This window comes from Pseudarthrobacter sp. NIBRBAC000502770, assembly GCF_006517815.1.
GTDB classification, from domain to species: Bacteria; Actinomycetota; Actinomycetes; order Actinomycetales; family Micrococcaceae; genus Arthrobacter; species Arthrobacter niigatensis.
Genome location: NZ_CP041198.1, coordinates 3,489,999 through 3,505,153, shown reverse-complemented (window position 1 = coordinate 3,505,153; position 15,155 = coordinate 3,489,999). Strand labels below are relative to the sequence as shown.

The following is a 15,155-nucleotide window of genomic DNA, read 5'->3' as shown; positions in this document are numbered from 1 at the left end:
TATTCCTCCTGTGGCGGCGCCGTCGCCTGCCCGTGGTGAGCCTAACCACAAGGCCGTCATGTGCGTCAATGCTTGCTGGTTCATTTAAGGGGCTTCCGCCTAGTCTGAAACCAGCCCCGTCCGCCGCTTTGAAGGAAGCCGATGCCGCACCCCGACCGTCCCCTGCGCAAGCTGGGATTCCTCACTATTGGCCTCTTTGATCCCGCCAATCCGGCTGCGGGCCATGAATCCACGCTGGAAATCATCGAACTGGGGGAGCGACTGGGGTTCGACAGTGCCTGGCTGCGCCACCGGCACCTGCAGTTCGGCATCTCTTCTCCTGTCGCGGTGATGGCGGCGGCGAGCCAACGGACCTCGCGGATTGAACTGGGCACTGCGGTGACGCCGCTGGGCTGGGAAAACCCTCTGCGCCTGGCCGAGGACCTGGCCACAGTGGACCTGCTCGCCGGTGGACGCATCAACCCAGGCGTAAGCGTTGGGGAGCCGATGCAGTACGACACCGTGAAGCATGAGCTGTACCCGGATACGGCGGACGTGGAGGATTTCAGCTACGCCCGCGTGGAGCGGTTTGCGCGGCTGGTGGCGGGTGAGCCGGTGCGGGAATTTTCCGGCAAGCACGGCGTGGTGGAGGAGTTCTCCAACCGCGTGGAGCCGCATTCACCGGGGCTGCGTGAGCGCCTTTGGTACGGAGCCGGGAGTACGAAGTCAGCGATATGGGCCGGGGCCAATGGCTTCAATCTGCTCTCCAGCAGCGTGATCTTCCCCGGCAAGGACCAGGAACCGGACTTCGCCTTGGTCCAGCAGTCGCAGATCCGGGCGTTCCGGGAAGCGGCTGCTGCTGCCGGGCATGTTCAGGCGCGGGTCTCGCAGGGGTTGGTGGTGATTCCGACCGACTCGGCGACTCCGACCCAGCGGGAGAAGTACCAGCGGTACGTCGACGAACGCACGCCGCGCACCGCTTCTCCGCAGGGGCCGAGGGGCATGATGTTTGCCGCCGACCTCATCGGCACCAGCGAGGAGATCGCGGAGAAGCTGTACTCCCACGCCGGTTTCCAGGAAGTGGATGAGGTGGCGTTCGCGCTTCCGTTCAGCTTCGACCACGAGGACTACGTCCAGATCCTTACCGATATCGCGGGCAAATTGGGGCCGGCTCTGGGTTGGGCTCCGGGTGAGGGGTCGGGGTCGTTGCGGTAGGGATGCAACCCTTTGCGTCATCGTCAGCGGCCGTGCGGTCAGCGCGGCAGGCTTTTATTTGAAGCGTAACCTTCGCATAATCGCCGGACAAGTCGCTGATTTCTAACCTCGGGTTTGTGGTGGAACCGGACTAGACAATGGCTCTTGTTGAGTGCACGCGGGTACGAGCAAGATCACGCTGGACGGCGTGGGTAGCACCAACATGACCCGGCACGACCTGCGCTTGCGGATGGAACCCATTACTGTTTGGCGAGACCGTCCAGGACAACCTCGCGTGCGGGCGACGTACGTGGACCGTTCGTATGCTCGGCTTAATGAGTTTGCTGCTTCGGGGTCCGAGGCTGAAACAGCGCACCGGTCGAAACATGATTCCGGTTTGTTCGCCTCCGTCGATTAGGATTCCGTCCATGGGGAATGAAGCGGCGCTGCTCAAGCTGGCACTCGATGAGCTCGGAATAACTTTGATTCGAGACCTCAAGGCCGGAGGCCAAAAAACTGTGCATCTGGTGGATCACGAGGGCGTTTCCCGGGTACTCAAACTAGTCGAAATTCCGGCGGCCGAGCCAAATGCTCTTGAGCGCGCGCGAAGGGAAGTCGCGCTTCTGGCCGGAACCGAGCACGCCAATGTCGTCAAGGTCGTTTCGCCCCTAACTGAGCTTGGCAACCCCGTGCGCGGAGCAGCTTGGATGGAGGAGTTTCTGGATGGGGGCGACCTAAGCGACTTCCTCGGTGGACCTTGGCCGGCAGCCGAGGTCCGGGAGATGGGCATAGCCGTATCCGCCGGGCTTTCTGCCCTACATTTGCAGCAGGTGGTCCACAGGGACCTGAGTGCCAGCAATGTCCGAAGGCTCGCGGATGGGACGTACAAGGTGATGGACCCCGGATTCGCTAAGCACACCCTTCGTACCGGACTGACCGTCGGAGGGCAGCCGGGGACTCGTGGCTTCATGACGCCCGAGCACTTACAGGCGTATACGGGCCCTACTGCTGCCTCAGATGTCTTTGCCGTGGGTCAGTTGATGTACTTTGCCGCGACGGGATTCGCACCGTATCCGTACAAGGGGGACGATGCGGAGTACATCACAAGGCTTAGCGCCGGGCACTACACTCCCCTAGCCCAGGTGCGTTCGGATTATCCGGCAGAACTGTTGGCTGTTATTGAAAGAGCTCTGCACCCCCAGCCTGCCCGTAGATACCGAAATGGAGATGCCCTGCGAGTAGCTCTGGAGGGAACGAAATGAGCGTTCTCATACAAGACACCGCGCGGAATACTTTGGCGGGATGGACTACAACCGGCTTGAAGCGAGGGACCGCTGCCGGGGCTATACTGTCGCCGTTCAGCTCCCCAAAAACTGGCAACAGTTACAAGATTGATGCGACACGAATAGCGGACAGAATTCGGAAGGCTGGCGGTGAGTTTTGGTTTGATCCCACCACGCACGCCCTGCAAATGCCGCAAGCGGGGGATTTTCGTTATTATGACGAATGGGACCTGTGGTCCGGAGACCGAAACCGATTGGAAACCGCCGCGGACCAGCGAGAGCACGTGCGTCGGGTCTTTAACATCCAGGACCAGCTCGGAGTGCCCCTTCTCGGCCCGACAGTCTTGCTGCACAGCTCCCAGAGCCAGAAGAGCCTGCAGGCCATTGACCTCGCAGAAGTAGCGCGGAGTGAAGCGGGAAGCCGTGACGTGTGGCTTTCCATAGTGGGTGACTCGCAGTTTTGGGCTTCTGGAGCTGACCTTGACGCCCACATCGGTGTCTTGGATCAACTTGAACCCGCAGGGTGGATGGTCTCAGTCGTTCGTCCGCAATCGACGATCCCGGTGGCGGCTCATGGCGAAGAAATAGCCGGAATGATGCGCACCGTGTTCGCCTTGAGCCAAGATCGCCCTGTCATCATTGGCCACGGCGATTTTGCTGGGCTACCAGGCGTAGCTGCAGGTGCAAAGACCATCGGTTCCGGGGGCGACATTCGACAGCGCGTTTGTTCTTACACAGATTATGTCGCGAGGCCGCTCAACGGGAGCGATTTTGGCTCTTGGTACAAACGCCCCACCTTGGGGGGCCTATTTGGTGCAATGTCGACTAACGAGTACAACGTTCTCCTAGATCAGGATCAAGCACTAGCCCAGCGACTTACGCCTGGTCACTTTATCGATACGCCTGGAGAAGCTTTTCAACACCATATTCGTGTCCTAGCGGAAGCGGTTGAGAACTTAAACCAGCTATCAGGCGAGGCAAGAGTTCGTCAATTGCAGGCGTGGTATTCGGACGCCTTGAAGGAGTGGCCTGAGGCTCAAAGGATATCGGGCTGCGCTGCGGGTGGGACTTCTTGGGTTGCCCCATTGCTGGATGGCGTGGAATTGTTTATCCGGGGAGAGGGTTGGTAATTTTCGAGCGAAGCCACCAGGTGCTCGAATCCCAATAGTGCTTTTTGGGGTCGTAATTTCCGGGAAGAGGGTCTATGCTGCCATTTCCCGTCAACAATAAGTCCCGCTCCGTCAGCAGTGACCTCAGCTTTTATGGATTCAGTACTCTGTGGTCCGAGCGGACCAAAAATTAAGACGTAGTTAGTGACCCAGGTTCGGTAACCGCGCGCCTGACGTAATCCTTGCTGCCAATCGCGGACTTTTGTCTCGATGGCGTACAAGGTACCGGAACTACTAAGTGCCTCATGCCTCACGAATTTTCCTGAAGGCGTCGGCAGCACCGCGCCCCTTTTTTTAAGTCCAAGAATTCGCGTTCTGGTGTACTCCTCTGGTAACCCGAGTTCCAGGGTCAAGCGTTCTAAGGATTTTGGTCGCGACGGATACAGGGCCGCGATAATACTGCAGTCCATTTCGTTGAGTAGTGGTGGTATCCCTGAGTCTAGGCGCCTTTCCAGAGCGCGGCGTCCGCCGACGATAGCTAGAAAATCGGGGACGCCAAGGGGGCCTGACATTTCCGGAACAACAAGTACGCCGCCTGCCGATGACCCCGGTAGGCGCCTTGCAGCCTCAATTGCGACGGGATAGAGCTCCGCTTCTTGCACGGCTATGAACCGGCGTCCGGCACGTGAGCGTGTCGTTCGATGTACGTGTACTTCGGTCACACTATAATTCTGCCAGATTCTGGGTTGTTATGAACAATGCTCAGCTCGATTTCATAGGGTTGCGGCACAAGCCTATGGCACCTGAGCGCTGAGCTTATGCTGTCGCTGCACGGTCGTGGTGGGGCGTAGACGGAGACAGGGGCGCGCGTCGAGGTTCAGGTTCAAAGAGTAGGGGGTTCCGTCATCGATTCCCGAAGGTCCGTCGCGTTCCCTAGGCTGCCTTGTTCGGAGACGCTCGAATGACTCAAAATGACGGCAACCAAAGTGCCGAAGGTACCCTGCGAATACCTCGCAACTCTGCGTTAGTGTGTCGCTATTGTATGAATAGTTGCCACGGAGTGCCCGCAGATTTCGCAATTGACGGGACTGGTGGTCGTGATGTTAGCGGGACCTAGGTCCGCGACGCGTCGGGCGGCGATCAAGATGACTACACATAAGAACACGATTATTGCTAGCAGAGTGATCGCAATTGGCCATCCGTAGGGTTTCAACTGGTCGGCGGAAGCCAACGCGAGAGTTGCCGCAAAAAGGGCTGCCAAGCCTCCGAACGCTTTAAACGCCATTGCTATCGTACGCATTTGCTTGAGGACTGGCTGGGAAGCTGCTTTTTCCTCCGCAGTGCCAATAGCTTCGAAGAAAATTCCCAAAGCGACAATAATTGCGGCAAAACCGGCGACTGTAGCCAGCGCCGCCGGAGCGCCAGCCATAAACGGTGTAAAGTCCACATTTCCCCTTGAATGTAGTTGCTTAGTTCATCTACTGTGCCTTGATTATATGCGGTAGTCCTATAACCGCGGAACGGCTCCCGGGCCGGGCGGAGGTTAGCAAAAGAGATCTTCGATCTATTACCGCTTTCGTGGAGTTCGCCTTGCGAAAAGTGCATCACGACTAGAGTCCAAGCCGTCGACTACTGGGATGTGGAGACGTGTTGATGTGCGAATACCGTCGTCACATCCAGGCTGCCCCAGCTGCCGTAGCATCCGGACACACAGCGCAACGTTGGCGCCCCCACACGTAACCTGATTAAATGCCTCGTTTCGCACTGGACATCGAGTCCGTCCCCCGCCCCGCCCGTGCCCAGGAACTCCTGGACGCCGTGAACCAGCGGGTGGTCATTGCCGACGGCGCCATGGGCACCATGCTGCAAGGCCGGGACCTCTCGCTCGAAACGGACTTCCAGAACCTGGAAGGCTGCAACGAGATCCTCAACGACACCCGTCCGGACGTCATTGCGGATATCCATGACGCCTACTTCGCCACGGGCATCGACGCGGTCGAAACCAATACCTTCGGCGCCAACTGGTCCAACCTCTCCGACTACGGCATCGATGACCGCATCGCCGAGCTCGCACAAAAGGGCGCCAGGATCGCGCGCGAACGGGCCGAAGCTGCAGAGGAAACAGACGGCCGCATGCGCTGGGTCCTCGGCTCCATGGGCCCCGGCACCAAGCTCCCCAGCCTGGGCCACACCAGCTACGACTACCTCAAGCAGACCTTCGCCCTCCAGGCAGAGGGCCTCATCGACGGCGGCGCGGACGCCTTCCTCATCGAAACCAGCCAGGACCTCCTGCAGACTAAGGCCGCGGTCAACGGCTGCAAGCAGGCCATCGTCTCCAAGGGCGTCCGCCTCCCCATCTTCGTTGAGGTGACGGTCGAGACCACCGGCACCATGCTCATGGGCTCCGAAATCGGCGCCGCGCTTACCGCCCTGGAACCGCTCGGCGTCGACGCCATCGGCCTGAACTGCGCCACCGGCCCGGACGAGATGAGCGAGCACCTCCGCCACCTCGCCAAGCAGTCCTCCGTCGCCATCGCCTGCATGCCCAACGCCGGCCTGCCCATCCTCGGCGCCAACGGTGCACACTACCCGCTCACCCCCACCGAACTCGCCACCGCGCACGAGCAGTTCGTGCGCGAATTCGGCCTGGGCCTGGTGGGCGGCTGCTGCGGTACGACGCCGGAGCACATGGCCGCCGTCGTCGAACGTTTGGCGCCCTTCCGCACCAAAGCCGTGGCCGCGGCAGGGGACAAAACAGCACCGGCGCGAATCCCCACCGAGCGCGAGGCCGGCGTCGCCTCCCTCTACCAGCACGTGAACTTTGACCAGGAATCCGCGTACCTGGCTATCGGTGAGCGAACCAACGCCAACGGCTCCAAAGCCTTCCGCCAGGCCATGCTCGAGGAGCGCTGGGACGACTGCGTGGACATCGCCCGCGAACAGATCCGCGTCGGCGCACACCTGCTGGACGTCTGCGTCGACTACGTGGGCCGCGACGGCGTCGCGGACGTCAAGGAAATCGTCTCCCGCTTCGCGTCCGCCTCCACCCTCCCGCTGGTCATCGACTCCACCGAACCGCCCGTCCTGCAGGCCGGCCTGGAACTCATCGGCGGCCGCCCCGTGGTCAACTCCGTCAACTACGAGGACGGCGACGGCCCCAACAGCCGCTTCGCCCGCATCATGCCCCTGGTCAAGGAACACGGCACCGCCGTCATCGCCCTGACCATCAACGAAGAAGGCCAGGCCCGCACCACCGAAGGCAAGGTGGCCATCGCCTCCCGCCTCGTCGACGCCCTGGTGGGCGACTGGGGCATGCGGGTCGAGGACATCATCGTCGACTGCCTCACCTTCCCCGTCGCCACCGGCCAGGAGGAAACCCGCCGCGACGGCATCGAAACCATCGAGGCCATCCGCCAGATCACCGCCAAATACCCCGGCATCAACACCACCCTCGGCGTCTCCAACGTCTCCTTCGGCCTGAACCCCGCCGCGCGCATCGTCCTGAACTCCGTGTTCCTGCACGAGGCCGTCCAGGCCGGCCTGACCAGCGGCATCATCGACGCCGCCAAGATCGTCCCGCTCGCCTCCCTCCCCGATGAGCAGCGCAAGGTGGCCCTGGACCTCGTCTGGGACCGCCGCGAATACGACGCCGACGGCAACACCACCTACGACCCCCTGGCCATAATGCTGGACATGTTCGCCGGCGTCGACACCGCAGCGCTCAAGGACCAGCGCGCCGCCGAACTCGCGGCCCTGCCCACCGGCGCGCGGCTGGAACGGCGCATCATCGACGGCGAAGGCAAGGGCCTCGAAGCAGACCTGGACCTGGCCCGCAGCGAAGGCATGACCCCGCTGGGCATCATCAACGACCACCTGCTCGAGGGCATGAAGGTGGTGGGCGAACGCTTCGGCGCCGGCGAAATGCAGCTGCCGTTCGTGCTGCAGTCCGCCGAGGTGATGAAGAACGCCGTCGCGCTGCTCGAACCGCACATGGAGAAGTCGGACTCCTCCGGCAAGGGGACCATGGTGATCGCCACCGTGCGCGGCGACGTGCACGACATCGGCAAGAACCTGGTGGACATCATCCTCACCAACAACGGCTACAAGGTCATCAACATCGGCATCAAGCAGGGCATCGCCGAGATCATCGCCGCAGCCGAGCAGCACAACGCCGACGTGATCGGCATGTCCGGCCTGCTGGTCAAGTCCACCGTGGTGATGAAGGAAAACCTCGCCGAGCTGCAGTCCCGCGGCCTGGCCAAGAAATGGCCGGTCATCCTGGGCGGCGCGGCACTCACCCGCGCCTACGTGGAGCAGGACCTGGCGGAGCAGTTCGACGGCGTGGTCCGCTACGCCAAGGACGCCTTCGAGGGCCTGTCCCTCATGGAACCACTGGTCCGCGTGGCCCGCGGTGAATCACCGGACGACGTCGGCCTGCCGCCGTTGAAGAAGCGCATCCACAAGGGCGGGGCGAAGTTCACCATCACCGAGCCGGAGGCCATGCCCGGCCGCTCCGACGTCGCCACCGACAACCCCGTCCCCGTGCCGCCGTTCTGGGGCACCAGGATCGTCCGCGGCGTCTCGCTCCACGACTACTCCGCGTTCCTCGACGAGCGTGCCACCTTCATGGGCCAGTGGGGCCTCAAGCCCGGCCGCGGCGAGGACGGCGCCTCCTACGAGGAACTCGTGGAACGCGAGGGCCGGCCGCGCCTGCGCTACTGGCTGGACCGCATCCTGGGCGAAGGCATGCTCGATGCGTCCGTCGCCTACGGCTACTTCCCCGTGGTCTCGGAGGGTGAGCAGGTGGTGGTGCTGCACCACGGAGAGGATCCCGACGGCGTCCTGGGCCAGGCAGGTCTGCTTGCCCCGGACGGTGGTTCAGGCGGCCCGATCGGCACCGACCGCCTGCGGTTCGACTTCCCACGGCAGCGCCGCGACCGGCACCTGTGCCTCGCCGACTTCGTGAAGTCCCGCGAGTCCGGCCAGATCGACGTGCTGCCGGTCCAGCTGGTCACCGCCGGCTCCAGGATCGAAGAGTTCACGTCCAAGATGTTCGCGGCAAACCAGTATCGCGACTACTACGAACTCAACGGCCTGGTCATGCAGCTCACCGAGGCGCTGGCCGAGTTCTGGCACGCCCGCATCCGCAAGGAGCTCGGCTTCGCGTCCGAGGAGCCCAAGGACACAGCAGGGTACTTCAAGCTGGACTACCGCGGTGCCCGGTTCTCGCTGGGCTACCCCGCCTGCCCTGACATGGAGGACCGCCGCAAGGTCACCGAGCTGTTGAAGCCCGAGCGCATGGGCGTCATCCTGAGCGACGAGCTGATGCTGCACCCCGAGCAGTCCACCGACGCGTTCGTGTTCCACCACCCGGAGGCCAAGTACTTCAAGGTGTGAGTTGGCTTAGTGGTGTCCGAACCGCTCCCGGGCAGCTCGGGCGGATGTGCCGAGGGCGGCACCGATAACCCCCCCCACGAGTCGCCCTTCGCGCGCGCGGCGCTGACTGCTGCTTCGAGCTCGGCCTCGGCCTTCGCGGCAGCCGTACGTGCCGCGGAAATCCGGCGGTAGTCCGCGGCCTGCCTGTTCACGGTGGGAACCGGGCTCAGGCGAAGGAGCGTGCCGTCCACCCGTAACGGCGCGCCTAAGTGCTCGACGTGGAGGACGTAACCTTCTTCGGGCGCGCGCTGGATGTAGAGGGTGAGGACGGTCTTTCCCTCGCTGTCGTCAAAGTCCACTTTGCCGTAGCTCTCGCTGGGGCCAACAGGCCACGGGCGCGGCTTCAACCGCCATCCGGCTTGGTAGTGCCTCGGCTCGTAGGTTGGTGCTTCGCGAGGGGTCATGCTGGCCGGTCTCCTTCAAATATCTTGCCGCTTCACCCCGGCGCGTAGGGGCGCAGCAACGTCTCCCTCCACGGTACGGCCACGGGACCAACGGGCACCCGGGTGGCAGGTACGCGAATCCGGCGAAGGCATTTACCTGCGGTGGGAGTAGGTAGACGGAGGCCAAGTACTTCAAGGTGTGAGCCGGCGCCGGCCGTGGGGACCGCGCTGCCGGCGCCGGGCTCTTGTCATTCCGTGCCAGGCAGCGAGGCCAGCTCCGTCAACGACCCGTCGCGTCCCATGCCGAGGATGAGGTCCAGGTCCAACCGGTCCAGGAAGCCGTCATCGTGGCTGACCACGATGACGGCGCCGCCGTAGGCCCCGAGGGACTCCACCAGCTGGTCAACGCTCCGGATGTCCAGGTTGTTGGTTGGCTCATCCAGGATCAAGACTTGAGGCGGCGGGTCGGCGAAAAGCAGCCGGGCCAGGGAAACCCTGAACCGCTCACCGCCCGAGAGCGTGTGCACTGGCCGGTTCACGCTGTCGCCGCGGAGGAGGAACCGGGCCAGTTGGTTGCGGATATCGCCCGCAGGCACGTCCGGCGCGGCGTCCTGCACGTTTTCGAGGGTTGTTGCCTGTTCCCGCAGCCCGTCGAGGCGTTGACGCAGGTAGCCCGCGCGGTCCGTCAGCAGGCTTCCACCGGCTTGGCCCTCGATGCACGGGACACCGCCCATCAAGCGTTCCAGCAGTGTGGTCTTGCCGGCGCCGTTGGGTCCGGTGATGGCCACCTTCTCCGGGCCCTGCACCACGAAGGACCGGTTGGTGCCCCGCAGTTCCGCGATCCGCCGGCCGCGCGGAACGTCCGGGTCGGGAAGGTTCAGGGATATCCGCTCCTGGTCCCGCACCCTCGCTGCTGCGGCGTCCAGGGCCGCTTGCGCGGCCTGCACTTTGGCGTCCATGCCGGAACGCATTCGTCCGGCTGAGACCTGGGCATCAGAGGCCCGCTGGTTCATCAGGATCTTGGATCCCTTCTTATTGTCGTAGCTTGCCTGGCCCGTCCTGGCCCTCTGGGCGAGCTTCGATTCGGCCTCCTGCTTTTGCCGCTTTTCCTTCTTCACCAGTTGCTCAGCGGCACGGGTTGCCTGCGCGGCTGCGGCTTGCTGGCTGTCCAGGTACGCCTGAAACTCGCTGTAGGGGCCGCCGAACACCGTGAGCCCTCCCTCGTACAGTTCGGCCGTGCTGCCCATGAGTTCCAGCAGTGCCAGATCGTGGCTGACCACCACCAGGCTGCCCGGCCAGTCAGCCAGCATGCGTCCGAGGGCCGAGCGTGCCCGGCGGTCCAGGTTGTTCGTCGGTTCGTCCAGCAAAGTGATGGGGGTGCGCCGGATCCGGAGCCCGGAGATGGCGGCCAGCATGGCTTCCCCGCCGGACAGTTCGCCCACGCGCCGGTCCAGTCCGACGCCGGTAAGGCCGATCCCCTCCAGCGCCTCCTCCGCGCGGGCCTCGATGTCCCAGTCGTCGCCCAGCACATCGAAGTGCTCCACCGCTGCGTCGCCGGATTCGATAGCCCGCAGGGCACTGACTTTGTCCTTGATCCCGAGCAGCTCCATCAGGGTGGCATCGTCGTGCAGCGTCAGGGTCTGTGGAAGGTAGCCGACGGCGGCTCCCGTGGTGATGCTGCCGGCCGTCGGTGTGAGGGTCCCCGCCACGAGTCGCAGCAGCGTGGACTTTCCGGAGCCATTCGTTCCGACGAGCCCGGTTTTCCCGGGCCCGAAGCTGCCGGAGATCCCGGACAACGCCGGCGAGCCGTCCGGCCACCGGAAATGCACGTCCGTGAGGACAATGGATGGATTTTTTATTGCAGGCATGGTGCTCCCAAAACAGGAATGTTGGGCGGCTGGGCCGCGGTTCGCCAAGGTCAGGTCCGTAAGGCGGGGGTCCTAAGGTGGACGGGACGTGGCGGTGGGCGGCCACGGCTCCCCGGGGAATGGGCAGGCGTATGCTGCGGGGCAGGAAATCAGTGCAGGGAGAAAGCCGTGGATCGGCATCGGGCTCCGGGTGGTTTCAGCGGGTGAAGCGCTGAACTTGCCGGCCCTTGGGGCATCAGGGAAGTGTCAGCGCGCGGATTGCGTCGCGAAACCTGAAATGCCCGTCAAAACATTGCCTAACACTGGGGAACAGAGGACAACAGTGTCACAAATTCGTTGGCTGGAGGCAACCTGTCTGCGTCAAGGTGTGAGCTGGCGCCTGTCCCGGGCGTCTGGGGACGGCACGCTGGCGGCCCGGCCGTCCGCGCCCGAAGCGGCGCCGGCCACCGGCTTCACCCGCCGGAGCGAGGCCAGGACAGCCCGCCCCACCACGGCGATGCCGATGACCGTGGTGACGGCCCGCAGGGTGTCCCAGCCCGCCGTCGACGTCAGCAGTGAGTAGAGCAGGAAGCTGCTGAGGTTGGTCCCCAGCGGTGCGCCCGGCACATAGGAAATCCCCGTGCCGCTGCCCACCGCGAAGGGCCAGAACCACAGGTTGAGCAGCAGGCCGAACACATAGGACGCCACCACGCCGTACCCGGCAAGCATCCACAGCTCCGCCCTGCCGCGCACCCGGCGGGGGAGCAGCCCGGCTCCCGCACCCACCCAGGCGCAGGCGAACATCTGGAATGGCGTCCACGGCCCGATCCCGCCCCACAGCACGCTGGAAACGGCGATGGTGGCGGCGCCGAGGAGCAGGCCAAACCGCGGACCGAACGCCCGGCCCGCCAGGACCAGCAGGATGAACACGGCCTCCACGCCGCCGACGCCGGTACTCGCCACCCGGACCGCGGAACCTACCGCGGCGAGGACGCCGAGCATCGCCACGGTGTGTGCTGAACGGACCGAGCCGTCCAGGGACACCACGACGGCGGCCGCTGCCAGGGGTGCGATGGCCAGGGCAGCGTATGGGGTGGCAGCAGCGGCATCCTGCGGCAGCGCCGCGGCCAGCAGCGGCCAGCAGAACGCCGCCAGGGCCACCAGGTTTGCTGCCGCCAGGACGGCCAGCTCGGCGCCCCGCGGCATCCGGGGGCGGCGGGCCGGCTTCGCGGCAGGCAGGTCAGGCCGGCGCTCGGCGGCCCCGGCCGGGGCCAGGGGTTGCGCCGCGAGAACGGCAGCGGCGAAATCTACTGGCTCGTCCGGCACGGCTGTCACGGCGGCCGGCGCCACCCCGTCCCGCATCGGCAGGATCCGGGCCCCAATCCGGTGCGCAAACTCCAGATCGTGGGTGGCGATCAGGACCGCCGCGCCATCCTCTGCCGCCGTGCGCAGGGCATTCGCCACCGCTCCGCGTGCGGCCGGATCGAGTCCGCGCGTGGGCTCGTCAATCAGCAGCACCCCGGGGCTGTCCATGGTCTGCACGGCGATGGCCAGGATCCTGCGCTCGCCGGCGGAGAGGTCCCGCGGATGCCCGTTCCCGACCGGAATATGAACGTCTCCCCGCAGCCGGGCAACGCGTGCCGCCGCGGCACCGGCAGCAACCGCCGCGCCGTGTTTCTTGCGCGCCAGGCGCCGCTCCGCCGCCCGCAACTCACCGGCGACGGTGTCCCTGGTGAAGAGGTCGTCCGAGGCGTCCGGCACCAACGCCACCCGGCCGCCGCCGTCCGTCCTTGCACCGCTGGTCCCCTCGCCGAGGGCCAGCGCCACCAGGAGGGAGGACTTCCCGGCACCGTTCGGGCCCACCAGCGCCACGATTTCGCCGGGGTGCAGGGCCAGGGAAGCCTCGCGCACCACGGGCGTGCCGCCGCGGTGCACGGCCAGGTTTACGGCCGCCAGCACGGGCGCGGAGGCCGGCGGCTCCGTGGCTGGACCAACAAGGGGACGCGGGGGCGCGGGCGTTGGGGCCGCGCCGGGCACCAGCGCGCCATTCTCAAGTGACCACCAGGAATCGGCGACGGGGACCAGCGCTTCCGCCCGGTGCTCCGCCACGATCACGCACACGCCGGAGTGGTGCGCAAGGCTGCCGAGCACGGCAGTGACGCGGCTGCGGGCGGTGGAGTCCAGGTCGGCCAGCGGCTCGTCCACCAGGAGCAGGGCGGGATGGTCCACGACGGCGGCGGCGATGGCCACCAGAGTTGCCTCGCCCGCCGAGAGGGTGCTGGGATCCCGATCCAACAGCGCCGAAACCCCGATCCGTTCCGCCACCTCCAGCACCCTGGCCTTGGCGGCCGGCCGGCCCACGCCACGCAGCTCCAGGGCCAGGCCAATCTCGTCCCGGACCCGTGTGCTGGCAAAGGCGGCGCGGGGATTCTGCAGGACCACGCCGATCAGGCGCGCGGTGTCCCGCGGCGGGGCGGCAGTGCGGTCGACGCCGGCCACCTGCACCGTGCCGGTGATGGCACCGCCGTCGACGTGGGAGAGCAACCCCGCGATGCCGCGCAGGACGGTGGACTTGCCGGACCCCGTTGGCCCGGTGATCACGGTGAGGGATCCGCCGGCGGGCGTGAACCCGGCCGCGTGCACCTGCGCCCCGCCCACCCGGAACAGCGCGTCCCGGACCACCAGCGGCGCATCGCTTCCGGAGGCCGGTGGCGGTACGGGCCGGCCAGCGAAGCCGCGCAGCTCCAGGGCCGCCGCAACCCGGCCCGCATGTTCGAGGGTACGCTCCAGGACGGGCACCAAGGCCCGCGGCCCAAAGCGTTCGCCCCGCAACCGGAAGGCCAACCGAACCGAGGCCACCGCGTCGGCCAGCGCCGGGAGCGCCGCCCACGCCACCACCAGCATCCGGGCCACGCCCTGCAGCGGGCCGCCCCGGGCCAACCGGACGAAGCCGCGGGACACATCCACCCACGCATTGAGCAGGCCGAAGCCCAGGATGGTGAGTGCGATGGGCAGCGCGGACAGGACCGCCTGCCAGAGACCGGGCGCCGTGACCGGGCCCAGGAACACCACGTGGGCGTACGGAGCCGGAAGCCGCAGCGGCGGCAGGGCCAGCAGGAGCGGCGCCCCGATGCCCGCCCCGTTAAAGAGGACCCGGTAGAGGACCCGCGCCGCAATGAACACAGCAGCGAGAACCGCTGCTGCGCGCAACGGCGCGGGCCGGAAGGTCATGACGCGGGTGCAGCCGGTTCGTTGTCCACGGTGTAGAGCAGTTCAAGGCTCTCGCCGGGGCTGAGCTTGAGGGTGTCCAGGCCTTCCTGCGCGTAGGCCCATGTGCCGGCGGCGGGCTTCACCCAGAGGGCCCAATAAGAGACCGTGTTTTTGTCATCGCACGCTTCGCGGGTGGTGCCGCCCTTGTGCTTGATGTCGAAGTCGGCAGCGGGCACGCCGTTGACGCGGCACGCGAAGCTCGTGGGGTACTTGGCGGTGCCCTCGATCTTCACATTGGCCTTGCCCAGCACGTCCGATGCCAGGGTGGGCCCGTCCGCGGGCACGCAGGCGGCGGTGTCGGCGGCGGACTGCTTCAGGGAGGCGGAATCCACCACTACCTTCACCCCGGTGCAGGGCCCGGCGGAGGCAGAGGCGCTCGCCGATGCCGAGGGGGAAGCGGATGCGGAGGGAGCGGACTGGGTGGCGGCCGGCGTGGAGCAGGCGGCAAGGGTCAGCAGGAGGCCGGCGGCGGCGAGGGAGCTCGCGGCGGCGGTGCGGGTCTTCGTCAATGTCACCTGTCAAGGGTAGGGCGTGCCGGGCCGGGAACCGGAGGCTGTCGCCTTGTGTGACGCAACGTCTCTGCCCGGCGCGCGCCGGGCCCCGCGCAAAGGCCGACGACGGCACCCGGGTGGGCGCCGTCGTCGGCCGTTCTGT

8 protein-coding genes are annotated in these 15,155 nt (G+C 65.6%); 4 read left to right on the top strand and 4 right to left on the bottom strand.

Annotated features, from left to right (window positions below; all coding sequences use genetic code 11):
* Nucleotides 1-141: 141 nt before the first annotated feature.
* The 3 genes from NIBR502770_RS16705 to NIBR502770_RS16695 all read left to right on the top strand — a co-directional run bounded on the left by NIBR502770_RS16705 (nucleotide 142) and on the right by NIBR502770_RS16695 (nucleotide 3,586).
* The gene (locus tag NIBR502770_RS16705) at nucleotides 142-1,194 is read left to right on the top strand and encodes an LLM class flavin-dependent oxidoreductase (protein WP_141182694.1); all 1,053 of its coding nucleotides are present in this window, start codon (nucleotides 142-144) and stop codon (nucleotides 1,192-1,194) included.
* A 407-nt stretch (nucleotides 1,195-1,601) separates the two neighbouring features.
* Nucleotides 1,602-2,435: a serine/threonine-protein kinase gene (locus NIBR502770_RS16700; protein WP_168223190.1), complete on the top strand. Its 834-nt coding sequence runs from the start codon at nucleotides 1,602-1,604 to the stop codon at nucleotides 2,433-2,435.
* Nucleotides 2,432-3,586 (top strand): hypothetical protein, encoded by a 1,155-nt coding sequence (locus NIBR502770_RS16695; protein ID WP_141182692.1) that lies wholly within the window; start codon nucleotides 2,432-2,434, stop codon nucleotides 3,584-3,586. The genes NIBR502770_RS16700 and NIBR502770_RS16695 overlap by 4 nt, the downstream gene beginning before the upstream one ends.
* 1,003 nt (nucleotides 3,587-4,589) lie before the next feature.
* Here NIBR502770_RS16695 and NIBR502770_RS16690 read toward each other — a convergent pair.
* Entirely contained in the window at nucleotides 4,590-5,012 is a 423-nt protein-coding gene (locus NIBR502770_RS16690) for a hypothetical protein (protein ID WP_141182691.1), read from the bottom strand.
* Between the two features lie 302 nt (nucleotides 5,013-5,314).
* Between NIBR502770_RS16690 and metH the strand changes: the two genes are divergently transcribed.
* Nucleotides 5,315-8,962 carry a methionine synthase gene (gene metH, locus NIBR502770_RS16685; RefSeq protein WP_141182690.1) on the top strand — a complete coding sequence of 1,216 codons (3,648 nt, stop codon included), beginning with the start codon at nucleotides 5,315-5,317 and terminating at the stop codon, nucleotides 8,960-8,962.
* Between the two features lie 670 nt (nucleotides 8,963-9,632).
* Here the strand turns inward: metH and NIBR502770_RS16675 are convergent.
* The 3 genes from NIBR502770_RS16675 to NIBR502770_RS16665 form a co-directional block, all read right to left on the bottom strand.
* Entirely contained in the window at nucleotides 9,633-11,252 is a 1,620-nt protein-coding gene (locus tag NIBR502770_RS16675) for an ABC-F family ATP-binding cassette domain-containing protein (protein ID WP_141182689.1), read from the bottom strand.
* Nucleotides 11,253-11,612: 360 nt separating this feature from the next.
* Nucleotides 11,613-14,462, bottom strand: a complete 2,850-nt coding sequence (locus NIBR502770_RS16670; RefSeq protein WP_141182688.1) for an ATP-binding cassette domain-containing protein — start codon at nucleotides 14,460-14,462, stop codon at nucleotides 11,613-11,615.
* Entirely contained in the window at nucleotides 14,459-15,016 is a 558-nt protein-coding gene (locus NIBR502770_RS16665; protein WP_168223189.1) for a hypothetical protein, read from the bottom strand. Before NIBR502770_RS16665 ends, NIBR502770_RS16670 begins: the two co-directional genes overlap by 4 nt.
* Nucleotides 15,017-15,155: the final 139 nt, after the last annotated feature.